Genomic DNA, 24735 nt, shown 5'->3' with positions numbered 1-24735 from the left:
CCTTCATGCCACAGGCACCCCTGCACCCCAAGCTCGAACGCGCGACGGATGATTTCATCAGCCAGATACTGCCTGATTGGTTGAGGCGGGCCAGCGCCTCACAAATCATGGCGCTGCGCGATGCCTATAGCGCCTACCTCACAAGCCAGGCTGAAATGTCGGCTGTACTCCGGCAGTTGCAGCCGATCGATGCGTTTGCCCGCCGCTTGCTGACGCAGGGCCTTCACCGGGAAGGCGGCGCGCTGCTGGATCTTGACCGCTTGGAATGGCGCGAGCAGCGGCGCAGGTTCAAGGTCGAGCCAGGAAAATTGCCCACGGATGAGTCCTACTTCGTGAGGGTGCCGGCGTTGCAGAGGTTGATGCAAAACTTTGCCAGCGGCGAATCCTTTTATCTGGAGACGGCACTGGTATACCCCGCAGACCCCGCTACCGACGTGCCGGAACGGGTGGCCCTCGATGATGCGGCACGGATTGTAGAGGCCTGCCGCAGTACCGATGTGGGCGCACGCTACCAGGAACACCTGGCCCGGTTGTTCACCCCTGCCTTTGAGCAAACACTGGCCACCAGCCTGCGCCGAACCCTGGCCTTGCAACTGGAGATAGCCGCCACCCGCGGGCTTCTGCCAGCAGAGGATGTACAGATAGTGCGCGATATAGTGGCAGGCCGCAGAACTGCCCTTTCAAACGGCCGCACCGTGCGCTGCGGCCCGTTGCAGGTGCTGGGTTGCACGGTGCACGGGGCACTGGTAGTTGAGGTTGCCAACGGCAACCAGCGGTATGCCGGCAGTGTGCAACTGGTGCTGTCGGACGATGCCCGCGCTGCCTTCCGGCACTTGGTTTCCTGGCGTGTGGTGAACTTCGAGCTGGTCGAGATGTTCAAGGATCCCGCTCGGTATGCGGCGCTGGTGGAACGCATTGCATTACATGAGCGGGCAGGGTTCGTCGCCACCCTGGCCAAGCGGCTGGCCGATGATGAACCTGACCTGGAGCCGACCTTCGCCAACTTGCCGCAGGGGCGGTTTGAAGGCCTGGCGTTACAGCAGTTGCAACGGATTCGCGAGGATGCGCGATTCCTGGCGGTGCCCACCGCTGATGCCGATTCCAGCCAGACGCTGGCACGTGAGCACGCGTTGGCGTCGGCAGGGCTGGCACTGCTCAACCTGGCGGGGTTGTTCGTGCCGACGGTTGGCGCATTGCTGCTTGCCGACATGGTCGTGCAGACCTTGTCGGAGGTTTACGAAGGGGCCAGGCACTGGAGCCTGGGCCATCAGCATGAGGCTATCGAGCATTTGCTGGGGGTGGCGGAGAACCTGGCGGTAACGGCCGCGGTTGCCGGCGGCGCCACGGTGGTGGCGCGTGGCTTCGTGCGCAGCACTTTTGTCGATGGCCTGGAGCCCGTCACCAACGATGCAGGGCAGCAACGGCTTTGGTCGAACGACCTGACGCGTTACCAGAGCGCGCGGCCGAGCGGAACGCTCCGCGAACTGGAAAATGGCCTGCTGAGCGATGGGGTTCGGCACTGGTGGTACCACGACGGTAGCTACTGGCGGGTACGGGCGCAGGGTGAGCATGGCCCTTGGCGCTTGCAGGACGTCACCGATGATACGGCCTTCGGCCCTGCCCTGGAGTGGAACGCTGAAGCCTCCTGGCAACTGGCCAGCGAACGGCCGCTGGAATGGCAAGGCGCCCAGAGGCTGTTGCAGCGCCTGTGGCCTGCATCATCATCATTGGGCTCGGCGCGGGTTGCGCAGGTGCTCAGGGTTGCCGACGTATCCGAGGAGCACTTGCGCGGTTTGCTGGTAGAGAAGCGACCGATGCCGGTCGCGTTACGTGACACGTTGGAGCGCTTTGCTGCAGGTGAAAGAATCGAGCGTTTCTTCGCCCAGGTGGGCAGTGCGGACGGTCAGCTGTGGCAATGGTGCCTGGACGCCCTCGGCCTGCAAGCCCTGCCGCGGGATGAGCAGGTGGTGCAGGTTACCCGGCATGCGGCCAGCCTGCGCCCACGGCTGCTGGACTACCTGGGCGGCCGCTATCTGGAGGCAGACGCCCAGGCCTGGCTCATACGCCGCGATTTTCCGGGCTTACCAGACGCCTACGTGTTGGAGGTTCTGCGGCATATCTCGACCGAGCAGCGGGTCATACTGCGCACCCAGGCGCGCCTGCCGTTGGCGGTGGCGCAGCAGGCCCGCGAGCTGTTGCAGGTGGCCAGGCTGACGCGCATGCGTGAAGGGCTGTTTCTGGCTGGCAGCCATCACCCCGGCCTGGACGAGTTGGTGTTCAGCCTGTTGCGCGAGCATGCCAAGTGGCCGGCAACAGCGCAGGTGGAGCTGCGTGAGGGGTCGCTTGCGGGGCGTCGGCTGGCGCAACTGCCTGGGCCGGAACAAACCGCCGCCAACGTGGTGATGGTCCGGCAGGAGGGCCACTACCGCCTGTATGACGTGGCCGGTACCGAGCTACAGGCCAGCGCGCAGCGGCCGCTTGAATTCTACGAAGCGCTGCTGGCCTGCCTGCCCACGGCAGACAGGCAACGCCTGGGTTGGCAGGGCGACCAGGCGTACAGTGCACTGCGCCTGGCCCTGCAACGCTGGCTACCGCAGGGGCGTGCTGCGCTGTTGAAATTACTGGGTGCCAGTGACGTTGGCGTGCCGCCAAACCCTGTTCGGCGCCTGCCCGATGGCCGGGTCGGCTACGTGCTCAGCGGCAGGGGCACAGCGGGAAACTTCAGCCAGCGCGTGTTGCGTACCCGCATTCGAAGCCTCTATCCAGGTTTCAATGAAGAGGAAGTGGAGACCTTTCTGGAGCTGCTGCTGGAGCGGCCAGGTTCGGCGTTCTGCAATCTGTTGCTGCAGGAACAACAGTACCGCAGGTTCAGCGACGCGTTGACACGGTGGGTGGAGGGTACTCGCAACAGTGCCAGCCAGGCGGCGCGGCTGTCTGCTGCAGGCGAACTGCGACGCAGCTGGCGCCTGATCGGCGAGCGGATCGTCGACCAGCACGGCGAGTCTCAGGGCATGCGCCTGAGCCTGACGGGCGTACCCTTGCGCAGCCTGCCGGAGCTGCCCGTAGGCACCGATTTCAACCATCTTGCTGAACTGATACTCAGCGACCTGGCCGTGGAGCATGTGCCGGCCAGCTTCCTGCGCTGTTTCACCCAACTGCGCTGGTTGAACATGAGTGGCAATCGCCTGAGCGAGGTGCCTGCCGAGCTCAGGCACCTGTCGCACCTGACCAACCTCAGCCTGGCTGGCAACCAGATCCGCATGACGGCGGCGGGTGTTGCAACCCTCGGCAGCCTGACGCGCCTGCGTGTCCTCGATCTGAATCACAACCCCCTGGGCGCCATTGCGCTGCAGTTGGATACCTTGGGGCGCCTGCGCGAGCTGCACATGCGCGGCGCCAACTTGCAGACGGTACCTGCGCAGTTGCACCGCTGCCGGTTGCTGGAGCTCGCGGATTTGCGCGACAACCATATCGGTGCACTGCCAGAGCCGCTGCTGGAAGCGCCTGAGGCGTTGCGGCTGGCGGTGCAATTATCGGGTAACCCGCTGTCGAATGCCGTCAGGCAGCGCATGCTTGCCGCAGGTGCGGTGGAGGCTGCCGTTGACGAGCCTTTGCTGGCCATCGACACCGCACGCGAGCGTTGGCTGGCATTGGTCGCGGCGCCGCAGCGGGGCTTCAGTGAGGCCCGGTGGGATGGCGTTCAGCGTGAAGAAGGTAGCGATGCGTTCTTCCGGTTGCTGACGGAGCTGACCGACACGCGCGATTATCAGGTCATTCCCGATGACCTGGGGCGGCGTGTGTGGCGCATGCTGGAGGCGATGCAGAGCGACACGGTGTTGCGCGAAGAACTGTTCAACCTGGCTGCCGACCCGCGAACCTGTGCCGACAGCGTCGCGAGCTGTTTCAGTGCCTTGGAAGTGCGCTTGTATCTGCGCCAGTCATTGCAACAGGCTGAACCCGTGGCCGCACGGCTCACCCGTTTGCGTGTGGCGAGGCAGCTGTTTCGTCTGGAACAGGTGGAGCGCCTGGCCCGAGAGGATGTAAAGGCGCGCCTGGCGCAAGGGCAGCATGTCGATGAACTCGAGGTCAGCCTGGCGTATCGCACCGGCCTGGCTGAAGAGCTGGACCTGCCAGGGCAGCCGAGAACGATGCAGTTCGAGACCATCGCCGCGGTCAGCCGGCAGCAACTGGCTGCAGCGGCTGCAACGGTGCGTGAAGCGGAGGCTACCGAGCAGTTGCCCCGCTTCATCGCGCAACGTGATTTCTGGCAGGAGTACCTGCGGCGCGAAGAACCAGCAGCGTTCAATGCCGTGGAAGCGCCTTTCTGGGGCCGCATGGAGGGGCTGAGCGCGGAGGCGGCCAATGAAGGCGCCTACCTGCGCGATTTCGACAGGCTGGCGCAAGAGCGCAAGGCGGCGATCGAAGCGTTGCTGTTGCGTTTGACCCGCGAGGCGATGGACCTGCCCATGGGGTCGGGCAGCAGGACTGAGCGCGCTTCGGGGTGACTGCCGGGCGTTGGCGGCAGGCGATCGTTTCCTGCTGCCATCGCCGCTGGCGAAGGCGGCACAGTCGGGGGTCATGATCCCCGTCAAGGAACACTGACATGCCCTCGCAACCTGTAAAACCCTGGCTCCAACACCCGGTAGAGCGCTTCATTGCCAACCGCTTGCCTGATTGGCTCAGCAAGGCCAGCCCTGTCGGCCTTGCTGCGCTGCAGTCTGCACTGGATGCGCACCTCGCCAGCCAGCGCACACTCAGCAGTGCTACCGAACACCTGCAGCCACTGATGGCGTTTGCCGAGGCGCGCCTGAACGGCGCCCTGGGCCTTGGTGTACCGCTCGATCGGCTGACCTGGCGTGAAGAGCGCCGGCGCCTGCGTGTGGACCTTGGCGGCATCCGCCAGTTCGAATCGTACTTCGTCAGGGTGCCTGCGCTGGAAAAGCTGTTACAGAACTTCAAGCCCAGGGAGTCGTTCTTCGAGCAGACCGCGCTGGTACGGCCGCCCATTGCGCCCGAGCGTGAAGAACAAGCCCTGCCTGCAACTATCGACGCGGTCGTGGCCGCCTGCCGGGAAGCCGATGTCGGCAAGGCCTACCAGGGGCATCTGGCAGCGATCATGAACGCGGCCTTCGAACGCGACCTGGCCTTGGACAAGCGCCTTGAACTGGCGCTGGCTACAGAAATTGCCACCCTCAAGGGGCAGCTCAAGATCAATGAAGTGCGCATGCTGCGCCAACTGGGTCGTGGCGAGACCCCGACGAACCCCGGCAGCCATTATGTTCGGGTGGGCGGGCTGCTGGTGCTGGGTTGCCGGGTGGACGGCGCCTTGGTCATCGAATTGCTCGACTCGTGGTCGATTGCCGTCGGTGGGACAGGGAGGTTGCTGCTGCTCAAAGGGGTGCTGTTGTACCTGCCAGATGATCAGGCTCGGCCACTGCAGTACTACCCTGACTGGCCCACTGCCAACCGCGCATTGGTCGCGGCAATGGCTGCTCCCCATTACCGCAGCGCGTTTGCACGGCGGATTGCGCTCAGCGAGCGTGCCGGCTACCAGGCGTTGCTCGCCACACGCCTGCAAGACGACGAGCCTGATCTGCAACCGCGCAGGCTCTCGACGTCGACGCCCATCTTCGAGCAGATGGCCGCCTGGCACATTCAGCGCATCAAGGCCGATGCCCGATACCTGGCGGTGCCCACCGAACAGGCCGATAGCGATGCTGCGGCTGAGCGGTTGCGTGCCCTGGAGGGCGTCGGCGAGGTGTTGCTCAACCTGGCCGGGTTGTTCGTGCCGGTGGTTGGCACGCTGTTGATGGCCGACATGGCAAGGCAACTGCTGGGGCAGGTGTTCGAAGGTTTCAGTGACTGGAGCCAGGGCCATCAGCACGAGGCCTTGCAGCACATGATGCAGGTGGCCACCTCGCTGGCGGTCAACGGCGCTGTGCTTGGCGGGGCCTATGCCTTGCACAGCGCCTTTGTCGGGCAACTGCACCCGGTGACCAACGAGGCGGGCCAGGCACGCTTGTGGCACGATGACCTGGCCCCTTACCGCCAGGCGCTGCCAGCAGCGCCATTGACCACGCTGGAGAACGGTCTGTTGACCGATGGCAGCGGCCATTGGTGGCGTTGCGATGAGGCATTGTACAGCGTGCGCGAGGATCGCAACGGTACCTGGCGGTTGTTGCACCGGGAGGGTCCCGATGTTTACGGGCCAGCCTTGCAAACCAATGGCGAGCGCGCCTGGCGCCTGGTGACCGAACGGCCATTGGAGTGGCAGGGCACTGCACGTCTGCTGGCGCGATTGTGGCCGGCCGCACAGTCACTTGCCCCAGAGCGATTGACGCAGATACTGAAAGTGGCCGATGTCGACGAGGCTTTTCTGCGCGGTTTGCTGGTTGAGGAGCGGCCACTGCCGGTTCAGTTGCGCGACACCCTCGAGCGGTTTGCGGTGGATGCCAGGATCGCGACGTTTTTCCAGCAGCTCGATACCACCGTGAACGATACCGAGCTGTTGCAGTGGTGCGTGCATGAGCTGGATATCGACGCGAATACGCTGCCAGCCCAGCTCGCGCAGATCGCGTTGCATGCGCAGAGCCTGCGCGAAGGGATGTTCGAGTACTTCTCGTGTTGCCACCTCGGTGCAGACACTTTGCAAAGCCTGCTGACGCGCGACTATCCCGGCTTGCCGCACGCCTACACGCTCGACGTGCTGAGCCACGCCAGCGATGCCATGCGGGCGCAGATGGAAAGCACCGGCCGGCTCCCCCTGGGCTTGGCGCAACAGGCCCGTGCCTCGTTGCAACTGGCCCGCCTGACAAGGGCGCGCGAGGCGTTCTACCTGCGCTGCAGCTATCACCCCGATGCGGTCGCGCTGGCGTTTGCCCTGCTGCGTCGGCAGGGGTTCGCGCAAAGCATGCTCAACCTGGAGTTGCGGGACCGCTCAGTGTTCGGCCCTTTGCAGGAACGGTTGCTGCCCCAGGCGGGCAGCCAGCAGACGCTGGTCATGGTCTGGCGCGACGGGGCCTTTACCCTGTATGACGAACAGGGCCTGCCTGCCGAACGGGAGGTGGCAGAACCCGCTGGGCTGTTCGAGGTCCTGGCGGCGTGCCTGCCGAGCGCGTCTCGCCAGCACCTGGGTACCACGGGTGGGTCTGCTGCCGACAGCTTGCGCCTGGCCCTGCAAGGCGCGATACCCGAGCGTTCCTCGGACCTGCTGAAGCTGCTTGGGTGGCGTGAAGCGCGGGCGCTGGGCGCCTCGATGCGACGCTTGCCTGACGGGCGCCTGGGTTACCTGCTCGGCGGCGGCGCCAGCAGGCTACCTTCCGCATCGTCGATCGAGCAGATGTTGCGCAACCGCCTGCGTGGGCTTTACCCGTCGTTCAGTGATGACGATGTCGAGCGTTACCTGGGGATCATGGCAGAGATCGACGGCTCGCCCTTCGACAGCCTGTTGCTGCAGGAACAGGAATTCCGGCGCCTGAACGAAGAGCTGCAGCGCTGGATGTTCCGCGTCATGGGCCCGGCCCGGCATGCGCGCCGGCGGTTGGCCTCTGCATTGCTCCGCGCCTGGCGGCTGGAAGGTGAGCGGGTGTTCGATGCGCAAAACAACCCGGTCGGCCTGCGGCTGCACGTGGCTGACATGGCGGTAGGGGAGTTGCCGACGCTGCCGCAGGGCAGCAGCTTTGGCCATGTGGCAGAACTGACACTGGCAGGTTTGCACGTTCCTGCGCTGCCCCCTGGTTTCCTGGGCTGCTTCCGGCACCTGCGCACGCTCGACCTGAGCGACAATGCCTTGCGTGAGCTACCCGAGGGCCTTGAAGGGATGCCCGAGCTGAACCAGCTGATACTGCGCAACAACCGCATCCGCCCCAGCGCCGGGCAGGTGGCTGCGTTGTTGCGCTGCGTCAATTTGCGCCGGCTGGACCTGAACGACAACCCGCTGGGCGCTCTACAGTTGGATGTGTCTGGGCTGCGCCGGCTGCAGCGGCTGCGCTTGCGGCGTACCGGGCTGACCAGCATGCCTTCAGGCCTGCAATGGTGCGCGCGCCTGGAGTATGCCGATCTGCGCGACAACCAGATTGCCGAGCTGCCCCAGGCATTGCTCGACGCCCCGGCCGCGGTGAGGCAAGTCGTGGACGTGGAAGGCAACGCGCTGCCCACTGCGTTGCGCGAGCAACTGTATGCACCTGAAATCGTGCCCGTCCCGCTCATGCTTGGCGAAGGTGCACAAGAGCAGGCCATGCACGCATGGCTGGGCACGCGCGCAGAGGCTGACCAGGCCCTAGGCCGCGAGCTGTGGCAGGCCTTGCGCAGTGAACCTGGCAGTGATGCATTCTTCGAACTGCTGGTGGGCATGACCCAGAGTGCCGAGTTCCGCCTTGCGCCTGAACAATTGGGCGCCAGGGTGTGGACCCTGGTCGAGGCGCTGTCGGTGGACCGGGACCTGCGCGAAGCCTTGTTCGCGCTGGCCGACGAACCACGTGCCTGCGCCGACAATCTCGCCAATTGCTTCAGCAACCTGGAGGTCCGGTACCAAGTACTGCACGCCACCCAGGGCGGTGAGCCTGTGGCTACCCGTGATGCGCGGCTGTTGCTGGCGCGGCGCCTGTACCGCCTTGACACCGTACTGGCACTGGCCAGGGCGGACATCAACAGCCGCTACGCGGATGGCCGTTGGCAGCGCGGCGATCATGCCGAAGAGGAAGTCGAGGTCAGCCTGGCCTACCGCACAGGGCTGGCTGAACGCTTGAACCTGATCGGCCAGCCACGGTACATGCTGTTCGGTGCGTTGGCCGTGGTCTCTGAAGCCGACCTGGAGCGTGCCTGCAACGCAGTGCTGGCAGGGGAGGCGAGTGAAGACATCACGCGCTACATCAGCCAGCGGGACTTCTGGATTGAGGTGTTGCGCGCCGAACACCCACAGGACTTCGCCCTGATCCAGCAGCAATTCGAGCAGGCCATGGAGGCGCTGGAAGAGCGTATGCAGCAGTTGGGCAGTGGTGCCTACGACGCCCAGGCCCGAACACTGATGCGCGACCGCCAGGAGGCGCTGGAAGCCTTGGCCCTGCGCTTGACCCGGGAACGCCTGAACAGGGCTTGACCCGCCGCAGGGTAGCGCGCGAGCGCATTGCACTGCCTGCGCACGGCCAAACCGGTCACCCAGATTGACAGCTTTGGCCATTGCCGCGGGTGACGCGCGGCGCGAACATCGTCGGACCGATGGTTAACTCCAAAAACAACAAACCAGGAGTCCGACGATGCGTGATTACGCTGAGGCTGTCCGCCTGTTCGAGCTTGGCAACACCGTAGCTGGGGCACTGCACGGCAACCTCGAAACCCTTAACGCGTGTGTCGAGTGCTGTGACCGCCACGTAGGCCATGGCAAGGTGGCACTGCTGCATGTCGATCGCGATGGCCAGACTGCCCGCTACAGCTTCGAGCAATTGCACATGCTGGCCGCCCGGTTCGCCAATGTGCTCAAGGCGCAAGGCGTGCAGGCGGGCGACAGGGTGGCGGGGCTGTTGCCACGCACCCCCGAGTTGCTGGTCAGCATCCTGGCCACCTGGCGTATCGGGGCGGTGTACCAGCCCTTGTTCACCGCCTTCGGGCCCAAGGCCATCGAGCACCGTCTTGAACAGTCCCGCGCCCGTGTCGTTGTCACAGACAGCGTCAACCGGGGCAAGCTGGACGATGTACACGCCTGCCCGACGGTCATCACGGTGAACGCCCGCAGTGGCGAACTGGATTTCCAGCAGTGCCTGGCCGGCGCCGCGCCTGAATGCGAGCCTGTGATGCGCTCGGGCGACGACCCGTTCCTGCTGATGTTCACGTCCGGTACCACCGGCCCGGCCAAGCCGCTGGAAGTACCGTTGCGTGCCATCGTCGCCTTCCAGGGCTACATGCGCGATGCCATCGACCTGCGCCGCGAAGACAACTTCTGGAACCTGGCCGACCCCGGTTGGGCCTATGGCTTGTACTACGCCGTCACCGGGCCGCTGTCCCTGGGGCATGCCACCACCTTCTACGATGGCCCGTTCAGTGTCGAAAGCTGTGTGCGGGTGATCGAAACGCTGGGCATCACCAACCTGGCCGGGTCGCCCACCGCTTACCGTTTGCTGATCGCGGCCGGCGATGCCTTCGCGGCACCGATCAAAGGCCGCCTGCGCGTTGTCAGCAGTGCCGGTGAGCCGCTGAACCCGGAAGTGATTCGCTGGTTTGCCGACGAATTGGGGGTGACCATCCACGACCACTACGGGCAGACCGAACTGGGCATGGTGCTGTGCAACCATCATGGCCTGCAGCACCCGGTGCACCCGGGCTCGGCCGGCTTCGCCGTTCCAGGCCATCGGATCGTGGTGCTGGACGAGCAGGGGCGCGAGCTGCCGGCCGGCGAGCCAGGCATTCTCGCGGTCGACCGCGAGCGGTCGCCGCTATGCTGGTTCGCTGGCTACCAGGGTTTGCCGACCAAGGCCTTCGTCGGCAAGTACTACCTGAGCGGCGATACCGTCGAGTTGAACCGCAACGGCAGCATCAGCTTCGTCGGGCGCAGTGACGATGTGATCACCACCTCTGGTTACCGTGTTGGCCCTTTCGACGTGGAAAGCGCGTTGATCGAACACCCGGCAGTGATCGAGGCTGCAGTGATCGGGAAGCCGGATCCGGAGCGCACCGAGTTGATCAAGGCGTTCGTGGTGTTGGCAAGCGGCTATCACGGCACCCCCGAACTTGAAGAGGCATTGCGTCAGCATGTGCGTCAGCGCCTGTACGCGCACGCCTACCCCCGCGAAATCGAATTCGTCAGCGACCTGCCCAAGACCCCGAGCGGCAAGCTGCAACGCTTCATCCTGCGCAATCAGGAAGTCGCCAAACAACAAGCGCAGCAGGCCACCCCTGCCAGCGCCTGAAAGGAAAACCGACCATGCAAATAGCGAACAAACACTTCATCGTCAGCGGCGCGGCATCCGGGCTGGGCGCTGCCACTGCGCAGGTGCTGGTGGAGGCGGGTGCCAAGGTCATGCTGGTTGACCTCAATGCTCAGGCTGTTGAGGCCAAGGCGCGTGAACTGGGCGAGCATGCCCGTTTCGCGGTGGCTGACATCAGCGACGAGCAGGCTGCCCAGGCAGCAGTCGATGCAACCGTCAATGCGTTCGGTAGCCTCCACGGGCTGATCAACTGCGCCGGTATCGTAGGCGCCGAGAAAGTGCTGGGCAAACAGGGGCCGCATGGCCTGGCCAGCTTCGCCAAGGTGATCAACGTCAACCTGGTCGGCAGCTTCAACCTGCTGCGCCTGGCTGCCGCCGCCATGGCTGAGGGCGTTGCCGGCGAGGATGGCGAGCGTGGCGTGATCATCAACACCGCCTCCATCGCGGCGTATGATGGCCAGATCGGCCAGGCGGCCTATGCTGCGTCCAAGGGCGCCATTGCCAGCCTGACCTTGCCGGTAGCCCGCGAACTGGCCCGCTTTGGTATCCGCGTGATGACGATCGCCCCGGGCATCTTCGAAACACCAATGATGGCCGGCATGAGCGAAGACGTACGCGCTTCCCTCGCCGCTGGGGTGCCGTTCCCGCCACGCCTGGGCCGCCCGCAGGAGTATGCCGCGCTGGCGCGGCACATCATCGAGAACAGCATGCTCAACGGTGAGGTGATCCGCCTCGACGGTGCGCTGCGCATGGCTGCCAAATAAGGAGGATGACCATGACCCTCAGCAATGACCCGATTGTGATCGTCAGCGCCGTGCGCACGCCCATGGGCGGCCTGCAAGGCGACCTCAAGAGCCTGACCGCGCCGCAACTGGGCAGTGCCGCCATCCGTGGCGCAGTCGAGCGCGCCGGCATCGATGCCGCCAGTGTCGAGCAGGTGCTGTTCGGCTGCGTCCTGCCGGCCGGCCAGGGCCAGGCCCCGGCGCGTCAGGCGGCGCTGGGTGCCGGGTTGGATAAGCACACCACCTGCACCACCCTGAACAAGATGTGCGGTTCGGGCATGCAGGCCGCGATCATGGCCCATGACCTGCTGCTGGCCGGCACCGCCGAGGTGGTGGTGGCCGGTGGTATGGAAAGCATGACCAACGCCCCCTACCTGCTGGACAAGGCCCGCGGTGGTTACCGCATGGGCCATGGCAAGATCATCGACCACATGTTCATGGATGGCCTGGAAGATGCCTACGACAAGGGCCGCCTGATGGGCACCTTTGCTGAAGACTGTGCCCAGGCCAACGGCTTCAGCCGCGAGGCCCAGGACCAGTTTGCCATCGCCTCGCTGACCCGCGCCCAGGACGCGATCAAGAGTGGTCGTTTTGCCGCCGAGATCATTCCGGTGGAGGTCACCGAGGGTAAGCAAACGCGCGTCATCAAGGACGACGAACAGCCGCCGAAGGCGCGGCTGGACAAGATTGCGCAGCTCAAGCCGGCCTTCCGTGAAGGCGGTACGGTGACCGCGGCCAACGCCAGCTCGATCTCCGATGGGGCTGCGGCGCTGGTGCTGATGCGCCGCTCCCAAGCCGACAAGCGAGGGCTCAAGCCTTTGGCGGTGATTCACGGGCATTCGGCCTTCGCCGATACCCCGGCCTTGTTCCCCACTGCGCCCATCGGTGCTATCGACAAGCTGCTTGTGCGCACGGGCTGGAAACTGGCCGATGTCGACCTGTTCGAGGTCAACGAAGCCTTTGCCGTGGTCACCCTGGCGGCCATGAAACACCTCGACCTGCCCCATGACAAGGTCAACATCCACGGTGGCGCCTGTGCCCTCGGCCACCCGATCGGGGCATCCGGGGCACGCATCCTGGTGACCTTGCTGTCGGCCCTGCGCCAGAACAACCTGCGCCGGGGTATAGCGGCCATCTGCATCGGTGGTGGCGAAGCCACGGCCATGGCGGTCGAATGCCTGTACTGAGGTGAACCATGCTGGTAACTGACGAGCAACAACAGATTTGCGACGCGGTCCGTGCTTTCGCCCAGGAGCGCCTCAAGCCGTTTGCAGAACAGTGGGACAAGGCGCACCGCTTCCCTAGGGAGGCGATCGAGGAAATGGCCGAGCTGGGCCTGTTCGGCATGCTGGTGCCGGAAGCCTGGGGTGGCAGCGACACCGGCTACGTGGCCTATGCCATGGCCCTGGAGGAGGTTGCTGCAGGTGATGGCGCGTGCTCGACCATCATGAGCGTGCACAACTCGGTGGGCTGCGTGCCGATCCTGCACTTTGGCAGCGAGCAGCAGAAAGCGCAGTTCCTGACGCCGCTGGCCAGCGGCGCGATGCTCGGTGCTTTTGCCCTGACCGAACCCCAGGCGGGTTCTGACGCCAGCAGCCTGAAGACCCGCGCCCGTCTGGATGGCGACCATTACGTGCTCAATGGCAGTAAGCAATTCATCACTTCCGGCCAGAACGCCGGGGTAGTGATCGTGTTTGCCGTAACCGACCCGGATGCCGGCAAGCGCGGCATCAGCGCCTTCATCGTGCCCACCGATTCACCCGGCTACCAGGTGGCACGGGTAGAGGACAAGCTCGGCCAGCACGCTTCCGACACCTGCCAGATCGTCTTCGACAATGTGCGGGTGCCGGTGGCCAACCGGCTGGGTGCCGAGGGTGAGGGCTACAAGATCGCCCTGGCCAACCTTGAAGGTGGCCGTATCGGTATTGCTTCCCAGGCGGTGGGCATGGCCCGGGCCGCGTTTGAAGTGGCGCGTGACTACGCCAACGAGCGGCAAAGCTTCGGCAAGGCGTTGGTCGAGCACCAGGCGGTGGCGTTCCGCCTGGCTGATATGGCGACCCAGATCGCGGTGGCCCGGCAGATGGTGTTGCACGCCGCTGCGCTACGCGATGCCGGGCGCCCAGCCCTGGTGGAAGCATCGATGGCCAAGCTGTTTGCCTCGGAAATGGCCGAAAAGGTCTGTTCGCACGCCTTGCAGACCCTGGGCGGTTATGGCTATCTGAGCGACTTCCCCCTGGAGCGGATTTACCGCGACGTTCGGGTTTGCCAGATTTACGAAGGCACCAGCGACATTCAGCGCATGGTCATTGCGCGCAACCTATGAAGGAGCAGATTGCATGGCATTCGAAACCATCCTGTTGGATATCCACGGCAAGGTCGGCCTGATCACCCTCAATCGGCCGCAGGCGCTGAACGCGCTGAACGCGCAGATCGTCGGCGAAATCAACCAGGCCCTCGATCAGCTGGAGCGCGATGCCAATATCGGCTGTGTGGTGCTGACCGGCTCGGCGAAAGCGTTTGCCGCGGGTGCCGACATCAAGGAAATGGCCGAGCTGCAATACCCGCAGATCTACGTCGATGACCTGTTCAGCGATGCCGACCGCATCGCCAACCGCCGCAAACCGATCATTGCTGCGGTGTCCGGCTTTGCCCTGGGTGGCGGCTGTGAGCTGGCGATGATGTGCGATTTCATCCTCGCCGCCGACAATGCCAAATTCGGCCAACCGGAAATCAACCTTGGCGTACTGCCGGGCATGGGCGGCACGCAGCGCCTGACACGGGCGGTGGGCAAGGCCAAGGCGATGGAGCTGTGCCTGACCGGTCGCCTGATGGGCGCTGAAGAGGCGGAGCGGGCCGGGCTGGTGGCGCGGATCGTGCCGCAGGCCGACCTGGTGGAGGAGGCACTGAAAGTTGCGGCGACCATCGCCAGCAAGTCGATTCCGGTGAGCATGATGGTGAAGGAAAGCGTCAACCGGGCGTTTGAAGTTACCCTCAGCGAGGGTGTGCGGTTTGAACGCCGTGTATTCCACGCGGCTTTCGCCACCGAGGACCAGAAAGAAGGCATGGCCGCTTTCATTGCCAAGCGTGAGGCACAGTTCAACGACCGTTGATTGAAGTGGGTGACCACTGTTCGCGCCTGGGCGGCTCCGACCCGCTCGGCGCGCAACCCATCTGGGCGCTGGCCCCAGCTGCCAGCCCGACACCGACCAGCGGATTCTGGTGCCGGAAAGCAAATTCGCAGCCTTTTGCAGTTGCTCCACGCGACGTGGCGCCTTAGACTGCCGCCCCCTGTAAAAGAGTGCCGATTGGCGCTTGAAGAATTCCGTTGCCGATGCCGAGGCGTCGGCGGCACCTGAATCGCCCAAATGCACATTTTTTCATAGAGAAATCGATGACCAAGGAACAGTTGCTGGCCATGTCGGCCGATGACTACATGAACGCCGACCAGCTCGCCTTCTTCACTGAGCTGCTGCAGGCGATGAAAGTCGAAACCCATGAACGCATCGAGCTCAGCCGCACCACCATCGAAGGCCTGGACACGCCGTCGGACCCAGCCGACGTGGCTTCGGTCGAAGAAGAGCGCAGCTGGCTGGTGAATGCCATCGACCGCGACCAGCGCCTGCTGCCTCAGCTGGAAATGGCCCTGGACCGTATTGCCGACGAAAGCTTCGGCTGGTGCGACGACAGCGGTGAGCCCATCGGCCTGAAGCGTCTGCTGATCAGCCCGACCACCAAATACTGCATCGAAGCCCAAGAGCGCCACGAGCAGCTCGACCGCCACCAGCGCCAGGTGTAACCCCTCGCGCAGTGCCGAGCCCCACGGAGCGATCCCTGGGGCTTTTTGCGTTTGTTGTCGCCCCGTTTTTGTTGCTGCAGGCGTAACACAGCTGTACCGGGCGGCGCTGTTTCATCCTTGGGGGCAGGCGTATCATGGCTATATCGTTAGGGTGCTACTTAAATTCCGGAGGGAATGATGCATAGCCGAGTCGATGTGGCCGTGATGATCGGTTCAAGTGTGCCCGCCACAATGCAGGCACTGGGCAGGCGTGTCTGCTGGGTGGTGCTGGTCAACGGTGAGCGGCGCGGTACCGCTTTTGCCACGCGCGAGGAAGCGTTGGAGTGTCAGGCTGCCTGGCAGCAACAACTGAAGAAAGGGCTCGCCGCCTGAAAATGTTGTTTGCCTCTCGACGGGTTTCAGTGTTTTCGGGCATATTTGTCCTACAGTAATGCGCACCAGGGTTTGCCTTCTTGCAGGCTCACGCCCTGGCCGTGTTTTCTGGCGAGTGATCTCAGGCATCACGTTTCCCGTGCCGGGAATGGGCCAAACGCCTTCGGTTGAAGGCGAATCTGGCAAACCAGAGTAAAGTTTCCTGCGCGCTGCATCGTCGGCGGGCACAGACATTTCGTATATCGCTTTATTACTCTTTTCGCCTATCGATAAGACAGGGCCGTGCCTCCCCGAGCTTGGGTGAGGGCGGGTTGTAACCGGTTGAGGATTACTTCATTGGCAGTCAGCACACTTGATACCCATGCGTTGTTCGCCCTCGGCGACTTGCGCGGTAAATTGGCCCAACTGTTCCAGGGCCGCTTCATTTATGTAACCGAACAGAATCCCGAAGGCCTGTACATGGCCGAAATCGACACAGAAAGTGCGTTGGTGGTAGACGATAAACAACGCCTGGAACTGAAAGTTGGCGACCATTTCCGCGCTGCCGTATTGCCCAGCCGCGAAGGCGGCAAGTTGGAAATGCGCTTTCGGGAAATCAAGTTGAATGTCTATGGCGTGGGTGATTACGCCTTCGTTTCCGTGCCGGAAGGCGAGGGCATCGTGTTTCGCGAAGGCCAAGGGGTCATGTTGGTATTCGCCGCGCAGCAGCAGATACAGGAAGGCCTGGGCAAGTTGCTGAAGGCGGTAACCGGCAAAGTTGCCAAATGGCGCAAGGGCGAGCTGACCACCTTCAAGGCCAGTGAATGACTGTAACTGATGATGCGCCCGCCAGCCGGGCGGAGTTTCATCGGCAGCATCATGCGGCTGCCGTAGCCGAGGCGCAGCGTATGCTGGCCCGGCGCGATGCATTGCAAGGAGCCTGGTTGAACTGGGTGGCGGCAGAGCTGTACAGGCTCGGCCCGCCACCTTACGCCGCCATGGTGCGCCGCGAGTTGCAGCGCCTGAGCCAGGTGTGAGGCGGCAGACCTTCAGTTGCCACTGTCGCAGCCGCTGCTGACCTCTTCAGGCACTGGCTCTTTCGCCACCCGCTTGCGGAACAGCGCTGCCCGTGCGAGCAGCAACGTGGTCACCGGCACAGTGATCGACAGCAGAATGGGGATCAGCCAGGCGTGCAGCACCGCCGCGTCCTTCAACCACGAAAAATAGATGATCGAGGCCAGTGCCACGCACCAGGCGCCGATGGTCGAGGCCAGTGCCGGTGGGTGCATGCGCTGGAAGTAGTCTTTCAGGCGCACCAGGCCCACTGCACCTACCAGGGCGAACAGGCTGCCGGTGATCAGCAGCACCGCCGTGATCAGTTCCAGCCAGAATGGCAGTACCAAGGTTTCAGTCATTCGATCACCTCACCGCGCAGCAGGAACTTGGCCAGGGCAAACGAGCCGACGAAGCCGAACAGCGCAATCAACAGGGCACCTTCGAAGTAGGTGTCACTGGCATAACGGATACCCAGCACCAGCATGGTCAGCATGGCCAGGATATACAGGTAGTCCAGCGCCAGGACCCGGTCCTGGGCAGACGGGCCACGGAACAGCCTGAACAGCGCCAGGGCCATGGCCAGGGCGAAAATGAACAGGCTGGCGAGGACAGCGTTGGCGAGCAGGCCTGTCATTGGAAAATCTCCATCAGTGGGCGTTCATACGTGTCCTTGAAGTGCTGGACGAAGGCCGCTTCATCGTCCAGGTCGAACACATGCAGCAGCAATACGCTGCGGTCCAGAGCCAGTTCCGACCAGACTGTGCCAGGCACCACCGTGGTAATCATCGCCAGTGCCGCCAGGCCGTGCGGGTCGCGCAGGGCCAGCGGTATATGCACGAACGCCGAACGTGGCGGCTGCTTGCCGGCCCGCAGCACGCCGCGGGCAACCAGCAGGTTGGACATGATGACATCGACGCCGACCCGGCCGATAAGCCGGGCGACGACCAGCGGCCGCTTGACGTGTGCGTGCTGCGGCCGCAAGGGGGCCATCAGCAGTGGCGCCAGCACGCCAAGGGCGGCGCCCAGCAGCAGGTTACCGGGGCTGACCGAGAGGTTGAGCAGCAGCCACAGGCCGAACAGCGAGACCGAGAGGAGCGGGGCGGGGAACATGCGGCTCATGGCAGCACCTCGGCGCTGGGCGAAGTCGGGCCAGGGATCGGCCGGGCGGCCATTACGGCATCGATATAGGCATCTGGCGCCTGCAGGCTGGCGGCCGTGTCCTGGGTGTAGCGCAGCAATGGCTCGGCCTTGAGGCTGAGGAAGATGCACAGGCCGAGCAGAATGACGATCGGCAGGCATTCGAACCGGCGCAGTACCGGTGACGGGCGCTCTTCGGGCTTCCAGAAGCGTTGGATGCCAACCCGGCCGAAGGCGATCAGCGAGGCCATGCCCGAGAGTATCAGCAACGCTACCAGCCCCCAGCCGGCGGCACTCAGGGGCTGCTCGACGGGGCCGCCCAGGCCGTTTGGGTTGAACAAGGCGCTGATCAGGTTGAGCTTGCCGACGAAGCCCGAGAGGGGCGGCATGCCGATGATCAGCAAGGCGCAGGCGATGAAACTCAGGCCCAGGAAAGCCATGGTCCAAGGGATGATCTGGCCGATCACCGCCTTCTGCTCGTCATCGAGGTTGATACCTTTGGGGGGGTGCAGCGACTCCAGCGGGGGCGGCATCACATCTTCTTCTTCGTCCAGCGGTGCTTCGTTGGCCGAGCGCGAGCGTTCGACCAGCTCGGCGAGCAGGAACAGGGCGCACAGTGCCAGGGTCGAGTTGACCAGATAGAACAGTGCCGCACCGGTCAGCGCGGGCTGGGCAAAGCCGACCGCGCCGAGCAGGGTGCCGGCCGAAACCAGGATGCTCAGCGCTGCCATGCGTTCCAGGCGCTGTGCTGCGAGAATGCACACTGCGGCCACCGCCAGGGTCACCAGGCCACCGTACACCAGCCATTGGCCGCCGAAATGGGCCGAAGCGCCGGCCTGGCCGGAGAACAGCAGCGTCCACAGGCGCAACACGGCGTACAGGCCGACCTTGGTCATGATGGCGAACAGCGCAGCCACCGGCGCACTGGCCGATGCATAGGCCGGTACCAACCAGAAGTTGAGCGGCCAGATGCCGGCCTTGACCAGGAAGGCCATGGCCAGGATGGCTGCACCGGCGTGCAGCAGGCCACGGTCAGCTTCTGGCACCAGGGGGATCTTCAGGGCCAGGTCAGCCATGTTCAGGGTGCCGGTCACGCCGTACAGCATCGCCGCGCCAATCAGGAAGAGCGACGAGGCAAACAGGTTGATGGCGATGTAGTGCAGGCCGGCACGCACGCGCGCGCGCCCCGACCCATGCAGCAACAGGCCGTAGGAAGCGGCCAGCAGCACTTCGAAGAACACGAACAGGTTGAACAGGTCGGCTGTGAGGAACGCGCCGTACAGGCCCATCAGCTGGATCTGGAACAGTGCGTGAAAGCTGGCCCCGGCACTGTCCCAGCGGGCGCGGGCAAACAACAGGGCACTGAAGCCGATGACCCCGGTCAGGGTCAGCAGCAGCGCAGACAAGTGGTCCAGCACCAGCACGATACCGAATGGCGCTGGCCAGTTACCCGGCAGGTACACGCCGATCGATTCCGCCTGGCCCTGGGTGCGTACCCACAGCAGCAGGCTGACGGCGATGGCCAGGCCGGTGAAGGTCGACAGCAGGTTCAGGCGGGCTTTGATGCGGCGGTGTTTTTCGCCCAGCAGCAGCATCATGGCCGCCGTGACCAACGGTAGCAGGATGGGCGCGACGATCAGTTGACTCATGTCGCTCATTCGTCACGCTCCCGGCCATCGACGTGGTCGGTCCCGGTCAGGCCCCGCGAGGCCAGCAGCACCACCAGGAACAGCGCGGTCATGGCAAAGCTGATCACGATGGCGGTCAACACCAGGGCTTGCGGCAGCGGGTCGGTGTAATGCAGCAAGTCCTGGGTCACGCCGTCCTTGATAATTGGCTCTTTGCCAATGAACAGGCTGCCCATGCTGAAGATGAACAGGTTGACGCCGTACGACAGCAGGCACAGGCCCATGATGACCTGGTAGGTACGCGGGCGCAGGATCAGCCATACGCCCGAGGCGGCCAGCACTCCGATGGCGACTGCAATGACTTCTTCCATCAGGCGGCTCCTGCTTGGTTGGTTTTCGCCGGGTTACCCGGGCGGTAGGCACGCACCGACTGGTGCGCCAGCGCAGTGAGGATCAACAGGGTCGAACCGACCACCACGGTGTACACGCCGACATCGAAGAACAGTGCACTGGCCACGTGCACGTCGCCCAGCAAGGGCAAGTGCAGGTGGGCGGTATGGGTGGTCAGGAACGGGTAGCCGAGCAGCATGGCGCCGCCCCCGGTGAGGGTTGCGCAAAGCAGGCCGGTGCCCATCCAGCGCAGCGGCCGCAGGCTCATCTGCGCCTCGACCCATTGGGTGCCGGCCACCATGTACTGGAGGATGAACGCCACCGACATTACCAAGCCAGCGACAAAACCGCCCCCTGGCTGGTTGTGCCCGCGCATGAACAGGTACATCGAGACCAGCAGGGCAATGGGCAGCAGCAGGCGCACCAGCACCGCTGGCACCATCATGAAGCCCAGTGCGGTATCGGTGGCATGCCGCGGGTTGATCAGGTCGGTGACCACGTCAGGCGCCAGTTGGCGCTGCTGGGCCGGCAACTGCATGCTCTCCTTGGGTGGGCGGAAGCGCCGCAGCAGGGCGAACACGGTCAGCGCCACGGCCACCAGCACGGTGATTTCACCGAGGGTGTCGAAACCGCGGAAGTCGACCAGCATGACGTTGACCACATTGGTGCCACCGCCCTGCGGCAGTGCCCGGCTGAGGTAGAACGAGGAAATGTCATTGGGTGTCGGCCGCGTCAGCATGGCATACGACAACAAGGCCATGCCGCCACCAACCAGTACCGCCAGCAGCAGGTCGCGCAAGCGGCGTATGCGCGCACGCTCCAGGCTGCCGGGCGATGGCGAGACGCCTTCGATACGCCGAGGCAACCAGCGCAAGCCGAGCAGGATAAGCACGGTGGTGACCACTTCCACCACCAGCTGGGTCAGGGCCAGGTCGGGTGCGGAGAACCAGACGAAGGTGATGCAGGTCATCAGGCCGCAGACGCTGACCATGGTCAGGGCTGCCAGGCGATGGTACTTGGCCTGGTAGGCAGCGCCGATGGCGCAGGCGATTGCGATCAGCCACAGCGCCACGAATACCCCGGACCCGGGAATTTTCGGCCGCTCCCCCCAGCTCAGGCCGCTGTAGAGCATGGGCGTGAGGCCGGCCAGGAATGCGGCGACCACCAGCATGAACAGCTGCGACTGCAAACGCCGGCTGGTGAGCAGGCGCTCGATGCGCCGGGCAAGCAACATCAACTGCACCTGGCCGTATTCGAACAGGCGCTTGCCGTTGAACCGCTCGATCACCGGCGGGGAAGGGAAGCGCCCCCGGCGCAGTTGCTTGCGCAACATGAGGTACAAGACGATACCGCCGCTCATGGCGAGCAGGCTCATGATCAGCGGCGCATTCCAGCCATGCCAGATCGCCAGGCTGTATTCCGGCAGGGTGCCGCCGACCACCGGCAATGCCGCGGCAGCCAGCAGCGGCCCGACCGACTGTGCGGGGAAAATACCCACGACCAGGCAGGTGAGTACCAGCAACTCCACCGGTGCACGCATCCAGCGCGGCGGTTCATGCGGGGTGTGCGGCAGGTCCTGGGCCGTAGGGCCGAAGAACACATCGACGGTGAAGCGCAGCGCATACGCCACGCTGAACGTGCCGGCGAGGGTGGCGACTACCGGCAGGGCGGCTTCGACCCAGGCGGTGGAGCTGATGAACACCGTTTCAGCGAAGAACATTTCCTTCGACAGGAAGCCGTTCATCAAGGGCACGCCAGCCATCGAGGCACTGGCCACCATGGCCAGGGTGGCGGTGTACGGCACCAGGCGGATCAGGCCACTGAGGCGGCGGATGTCGCGGGTGCCGCTTTCGTGGTCGATGATGCCGGCGGCCATGAACAGCGAGGCTTTGAAGGTGGCATGGTTGAGGATGTGGAACACCGCGGCGACCGCGGCCAGCGGGCTGTTCAGGCCGAGCAGCAGGGTAATCAGGCCGAGATGGCTGATGGTCGAGTAGGCCAGAAGGCCCTTCAGGTCATTCTGGAACATCGCGGCGAAGGCGCCGAGCAACAGCGTGATGGCGCCGGCGCCGCCGACGATCCAGAACCACTCCTCGCTGCCGGAGAGCACTGGCCACAGGCGGGCCAGCAGGAATACCCCGGCCTTGACCATGGTTGCGGAGTGCAGGTAGGCCGATACCGGCGTTGGCGCAGCCATGGCGTGGGGCAGCCAGAACTGGAAGGGGAACTGGGCGCTCTTGCTCAGGGCGCCGATCAGGATGAGGGGCAGCAGCACCGGATACAGCGCGTGCTGGCGGATGGTGTCGCCGGCAGCCAGGACCTTGTCCAGGTCGTAGCTGCCGACCACATGGCCGAGCAGCAGCGCCCCCACCAGCAGGCACAGGCCGCCTGCGCCCGTTACCATCAGTGCCATGTAGGCGCCGCGGCGGGCGTCTGCACGGTGGTGCCAGTAGCCGATAAGCAGGAAAGAGAACAGGCTGGTGAGCTCCCAGAAGAACACCAGCTGGATCAGGTTGCCGGAGATCACCAGGCCCAGCATGGCGCCCATGAACGCCAGGAAAAAGGCGAAGAAGCGCGGCACCGGGTCTTGGGGTGACATGTAGTAGCGCGCGTACAGCGACACCAGCGTGCCGATGCCCAGCACCAGCAGCGAGAACAGCCAGGCGAAGCCGTCCATGCGCAGCACCAGGTTCAGGCCCAGGCTGGGCAGCCACAGGAACTCTTCGCGAATCACGCCCCCGTGGGCGACCTGAGGGTAAAGCAGTGCTACCTGGACGGTACCGACCAGGGCTACGAGCCCGGCAAGGATGGACTCGGCGTTTCGTGCGTTGTGCGGCAGCACGGCTGCCAGGCAACTGCCCACGAACGGCAGAAGCAATAGCACTATCAAAGACATAGCGGCCTATTCTGGAGAAGTTTGCAAGGATCATACGTGCCGGGGGGGTGATCACCAACACGCAAGCTGTCGCAGAATCCTACAAATAGACTGTGACAAGTGATTTTTTTATAACAGTTTTTTACAAAGCATAGCTGCAGTTGGCTGCTTCATAGGCCTGCCTGCCGCTCACCCGGTACCTGTTCGCCGTCCGCTGTGGCGCATTCGCTGCGCCGCCGTACCTTGAGTTCGCTGACTACCACCGCGATCACGATCAGCAGGCCGCCCAGCAGCGCTACGCCGGGGAGCCGTTCGCCGGCGATACGCCCGACGATACCAGCCCACACCGGCTCACCAGCATAAATAAGCGTTGCCCGGGTGGGCGAGACCGACTTCTGCGCCCAGTTCATCGCCACCTGGATTACCGCACTCATCGCGCCCAGGCCGATAGCGCTGACCAGCAGCAGCCAGGAAAAGTCGGGGATGCGCTCCTGGGTCGGGACGATCATCAAAAACGCCAACACCGACGCGGTCGCCAACTGGACAACGGTGACCCGACGCACATCGACCTGGCCGGCGTAGCGGCTGATCAGGATGATCTCGCCGGCGATCGCCACAGCGCTGACCAAGGTCACCATTTCGCCTTCACTGAAATGCAGGCTGCCGCCTTCCGGGCCGGCCAGCAGCATCAGGCCGGCGAACGCCAGGCAAATGCCGATGCTGGGCATCAGGCCTGGCCGGCGGCCGAGTACCAGCCACTGCAACAGGGGCACGAACGGCACATACAGCGCAGTGATGAACGCCGACTGGCTGCTGCTGATGGTTTGCAGGCCCATGGTCTGCAAACCATAGCCGAGCATGATCGTGACACCGATCAGCATGCCGGCCTTGAGTTCGGTGAAGGTCAGCCCAGGCAGCGCCCGCGCTGACACCACGCCCACGAACAACGCCGCTGCCGCAAAGCGCAGGCCGACGAAGAACATCGGGCCGCTGACACTCATCACGTTATGGACGAGCAAAAAGGTGCCGCCCCACAACATGGTAATGAACACCAGCACGACTTCTGCCTTGCTCAGGCGAAAAGTAACGGTGGGGGTTGGCTTGCTGCTGGGCTGGATCATGGTCTTGCACACTCGGCGTCAGGCGGCGCACAATCGCCGCAAAGTGGGCAGTATACTGCGCAATACACAACGGTGAGCAATATAGTGCACAAAGAATCCGCGCACCGTGCTTCGGTGCTGCAACACGTCAGCCTCAATGTTCGCAGCCTGCGCAACGCCGCTGGTATGAGCCAGGCGGTGCTGGCTGAACGCTCGGGGGTTAGCCGGCGCATGCTGGTGGCCATCGAGGCGGGGGAAAAGAACGTCAGCCTGACCACCCTGGATTTGATCGCCGAGGCGTTGGGGGTGGCCTTCAGTACGTTGATCCAAGCGCCGGACCTGCGTGATCCAGGGCGTATCGAAGAGCTGGCCTGGGCGGGCGAGCACCCCCAGAGCCGGGCGGTTTTGCTGGGCACCAGCGCGGCGCGGCGCGAGGTGGAGCTGTGGGAGTGGACGCTGGCGCCGGGCGAGCGTTATGCAAGCGAGGCCGATGCCGAGGGTTGGAGTGAGCAGATCTATGTGTGCGCAGGGCAACTTACCCTGATCATCGAGGGGATGGAACATCGCCTGCAGGTGGGGCAGTTCCAGGTATTCCCCAGCAATTGCCAGTACGCCTACCGGAACGATGGCACTGTGCCGGTGCGGTTTGTGCGCAATGTGGTGATCTGAGGCCCCGCAGGTTCGACGCCCCGTGGTGGTTT

Annotated in this window: 19 protein-coding genes; 12 read left to right on the top strand and 7 right to left on the bottom strand. The window is 64.2% G+C overall.

Annotated elements, in window-relative coordinates; all coding sequences use genetic code 11:
* Positions 1-5: 5 nt before the first annotated feature.
* From FPB55_RS16300 to FPB55_RS16245, 11 genes are all read left to right on the top strand, one after another.
* Positions 6-4505 carry an NEL-type E3 ubiquitin ligase domain-containing protein gene (locus FPB55_RS16300; RefSeq protein WP_178097513.1) on the top strand — a complete coding sequence of 1500 codons (4500 nt, stop codon included), beginning with the start codon at positions 6-8 and terminating at the stop codon, positions 4503-4505.
* A 98-nt stretch (positions 4506-4603) separates the two neighbouring features.
* Positions 4604-9097 (top strand): NEL-type E3 ubiquitin ligase domain-containing protein, encoded by a 4494-nt coding sequence (locus tag FPB55_RS16295; RefSeq protein WP_144188669.1) that lies wholly within the window; start codon positions 4604-4606, stop codon positions 9095-9097.
* A 157-nt stretch (positions 9098-9254) separates the two neighbouring features.
* Positions 9255-10901, top strand: a complete 1647-nt coding sequence (locus tag FPB55_RS16290) for an acyl-CoA synthetase (RefSeq protein WP_144188667.1) — start codon at positions 9255-9257, stop codon at positions 10899-10901.
* Between the two features lie 14 nt (positions 10902-10915).
* Positions 10916-11683 (top strand): SDR family NAD(P)-dependent oxidoreductase, encoded by a 768-nt coding sequence (locus FPB55_RS16285; protein ID WP_144188665.1) that lies wholly within the window; start codon positions 10916-10918, stop codon positions 11681-11683.
* An 11-nt stretch (positions 11684-11694) separates the two neighbouring features.
* A complete protein-coding gene (locus FPB55_RS16280; RefSeq protein WP_144188663.1) occupies positions 11695-12888 on the top strand; it encodes an acetyl-CoA C-acyltransferase in 1194 nt (397 codons plus the stop codon).
* 8 nt (positions 12889-12896) lie between these two features.
* Complete coding sequence (locus FPB55_RS16275; protein WP_144188661.1) at positions 12897-14024, top strand: acyl-CoA dehydrogenase; 1128 nt, start codon at positions 12897-12899, stop codon at positions 14022-14024.
* A gap of 13 nt (positions 14025-14037) precedes the next feature.
* Complete coding sequence (locus tag FPB55_RS16270; RefSeq protein ID WP_009684175.1) at positions 14038-14811, top strand: enoyl-CoA hydratase; 774 nt, start codon at positions 14038-14040, stop codon at positions 14809-14811.
* Positions 14812-15092: 281 nt separating this feature from the next.
* Positions 15093-15497 carry a TraR/DksA family transcriptional regulator gene (locus FPB55_RS16260; protein WP_003250099.1) on the top strand — a complete coding sequence of 135 codons (405 nt, stop codon included), beginning with the start codon at positions 15093-15095 and terminating at the stop codon, positions 15495-15497.
* Positions 15498-15674: 177 nt separating this feature from the next.
* Complete coding sequence (locus FPB55_RS16255; RefSeq protein ID WP_054904896.1) at positions 15675-15869, top strand: hypothetical protein; 195 nt, start codon at positions 15675-15677, stop codon at positions 15867-15869.
* 336 nt (positions 15870-16205) lie between these two features.
* The gene (locus FPB55_RS16250) at positions 16206-16676 is read left to right on the top strand and encodes a hypothetical protein (protein ID WP_033744322.1); all 471 of its coding nucleotides are present in this window, start codon (positions 16206-16208) and stop codon (positions 16674-16676) included.
* Positions 16673-16885, top strand: a complete 213-nt coding sequence (locus tag FPB55_RS16245) for a hypothetical protein (protein ID WP_115294398.1) — start codon at positions 16673-16675, stop codon at positions 16883-16885. Before FPB55_RS16250 ends, FPB55_RS16245 begins: the two co-directional genes overlap by 4 nt.
* A gap of 12 nt (positions 16886-16897) precedes the next feature.
* Here FPB55_RS16245 and FPB55_RS16240 read toward each other — a convergent pair whose 3' ends face one another.
* From FPB55_RS16240 to FPB55_RS16210, 7 genes are all read right to left on the bottom strand, one after another.
* Positions 16898-17263: a Na+/H+ antiporter subunit G gene (locus FPB55_RS16240; RefSeq protein WP_009684171.1), complete on the bottom strand. Its 366-nt coding sequence runs from the start codon at positions 17261-17263 to the stop codon at positions 16898-16900.
* Positions 17260-17538 (bottom strand): K+/H+ antiporter subunit F, encoded by a 279-nt coding sequence (locus tag FPB55_RS16235; protein WP_009684170.1) that lies wholly within the window; start codon positions 17536-17538, stop codon positions 17260-17262. Before FPB55_RS16235 ends, FPB55_RS16240 begins: the two co-directional genes overlap by 4 nt.
* Entirely contained in the window at positions 17535-18023 is a 489-nt protein-coding gene (locus FPB55_RS16230; protein WP_009684169.1) for a Na+/H+ antiporter subunit E, read from the bottom strand. The genes FPB55_RS16235 and FPB55_RS16230 overlap by 4 nt, the downstream gene beginning before the upstream one ends.
* Positions 18020-19699: a monovalent cation/H+ antiporter subunit D gene (locus tag FPB55_RS16225; protein ID WP_115294397.1), complete on the bottom strand. Its 1680-nt coding sequence runs from the start codon at positions 19697-19699 to the stop codon at positions 18020-18022. Before FPB55_RS16225 ends, FPB55_RS16230 begins: the two co-directional genes overlap by 4 nt.
* Positions 19696-20040 (bottom strand): Na+/H+ antiporter subunit C, encoded by a 345-nt coding sequence (locus FPB55_RS16220; protein ID WP_003250128.1) that lies wholly within the window; start codon positions 20038-20040, stop codon positions 19696-19698. The genes FPB55_RS16225 and FPB55_RS16220 overlap by 4 nt, the downstream gene beginning before the upstream one ends.
* The gene (locus tag FPB55_RS16215) at positions 20040-22955 is read right to left on the bottom strand and encodes a monovalent cation/H+ antiporter subunit A (protein ID WP_029885260.1); all 2916 of its coding nucleotides are present in this window, start codon (positions 22953-22955) and stop codon (positions 20040-20042) included. The genes FPB55_RS16220 and FPB55_RS16215 overlap by 1 nt, the downstream gene beginning before the upstream one ends.
* Positions 22956-23104: 149 nt before the next feature.
* Entirely contained in the window at positions 23105-24055 is a 951-nt protein-coding gene (locus FPB55_RS16210; RefSeq protein ID WP_115294395.1) for a DMT family transporter, read from the bottom strand.
* An 84-nt stretch (positions 24056-24139) separates the two neighbouring features.
* On the opposite strand from FPB55_RS16210, the gene FPB55_RS16205 reads away from it, so the two are divergent.
* On the top strand, positions 24140-24703 hold the full coding sequence (locus FPB55_RS16205) for an XRE family transcriptional regulator (RefSeq protein WP_144188659.1): 564 nt from the start codon (positions 24140-24142) through the stop codon (positions 24701-24703).
* Positions 24704-24735 lie beyond the last annotated feature (32 nt).

Source organism: Pseudomonas sp. BJP69 (assembly GCF_007633355.1).
Taxonomy (GTDB): domain Bacteria; phylum Pseudomonadota; class Gammaproteobacteria; order Pseudomonadales; family Pseudomonadaceae; genus Aquipseudomonas; species Aquipseudomonas juntendi.
This window is presented reverse-complemented; position numbering and strand designations above follow the sequence as displayed.

Bases quoted from the DNA above. Each gene is read 5' to 3' on its own strand.
- FPB55_RS16300 (WP_178097513.1), top strand. From the start codon at position 6: ATGCCACAGGCACCCCTGCACCCCAAGCTCGAACGCGCGACGGATGAT.
- FPB55_RS16295 (WP_144188669.1), top strand. From the start codon at position 4,604: ATGCCCTCGCAACCTGTAAAACCCTGGCTCCAACACCCGGTAGAGCGC.
- FPB55_RS16290 (WP_144188667.1), top strand. From the start codon at position 9,255: ATGCGTGATTACGCTGAGGCTGTCCGCCTGTTCGAGCTTGGCAACACC.
- FPB55_RS16285 (WP_144188665.1), top strand. From the start codon at position 10,916: ATGCAAATAGCGAACAAACACTTCATCGTCAGCGGCGCGGCATCCGGG.
- FPB55_RS16280 (WP_144188663.1), top strand. From the start codon at position 11,695: ATGACCCTCAGCAATGACCCGATTGTGATCGTCAGCGCCGTGCGCACG.
- FPB55_RS16275 (WP_144188661.1), top strand. From the start codon at position 12,897: ATGCTGGTAACTGACGAGCAACAACAGATTTGCGACGCGGTCCGTGCT.
- FPB55_RS16270 (WP_009684175.1), top strand. From the start codon at position 14,038: ATGGCATTCGAAACCATCCTGTTGGATATCCACGGCAAGGTCGGCCTG.
- FPB55_RS16260 (WP_003250099.1), top strand. From the start codon at position 15,093: ATGACCAAGGAACAGTTGCTGGCCATGTCGGCCGATGACTACATGAAC.
- FPB55_RS16255 (WP_054904896.1), top strand. From the start codon at position 15,675: ATGCATAGCCGAGTCGATGTGGCCGTGATGATCGGTTCAAGTGTGCCC.
- FPB55_RS16245 (WP_115294398.1), top strand. From the start codon at position 16,673: ATGACTGTAACTGATGATGCGCCCGCCAGCCGGGCGGAGTTTCATCGG.
- FPB55_RS16240 (WP_009684171.1), bottom strand. From the start codon at position 17,263: ATGACTGAAACCTTGGTACTGCCATTCTGGCTGGAACTGATCACGGCG.
- FPB55_RS16235 (WP_009684170.1), bottom strand. From the start codon at position 17,538: ATGACAGGCCTGCTCGCCAACGCTGTCCTCGCCAGCCTGTTCATTTTC.
- FPB55_RS16230 (WP_009684169.1), bottom strand. From the start codon at position 18,023: ATGAGCCGCATGTTCCCCGCCCCGCTCCTCTCGGTCTCGCTGTTCGGC.
- FPB55_RS16225 (WP_115294397.1), bottom strand. From the start codon at position 19,699: ATGAGCGACATGAGTCAACTGATCGTCGCGCCCATCCTGCTACCGTTG.
- FPB55_RS16220 (WP_003250128.1), bottom strand. From the start codon at position 20,040: ATGGAAGAAGTCATTGCAGTCGCCATCGGAGTGCTGGCCGCCTCGGGC.
- FPB55_RS16215 (WP_029885260.1), bottom strand. From the start codon at position 22,955: ATGTCTTTGATAGTGCTATTGCTTCTGCCGTTCGTGGGCAGTTGCCTG.
- FPB55_RS16210 (WP_115294395.1), bottom strand. From the start codon at position 24,055: ATGATCCAGCCCAGCAGCAAGCCAACCCCCACCGTTACTTTTCGCCTG.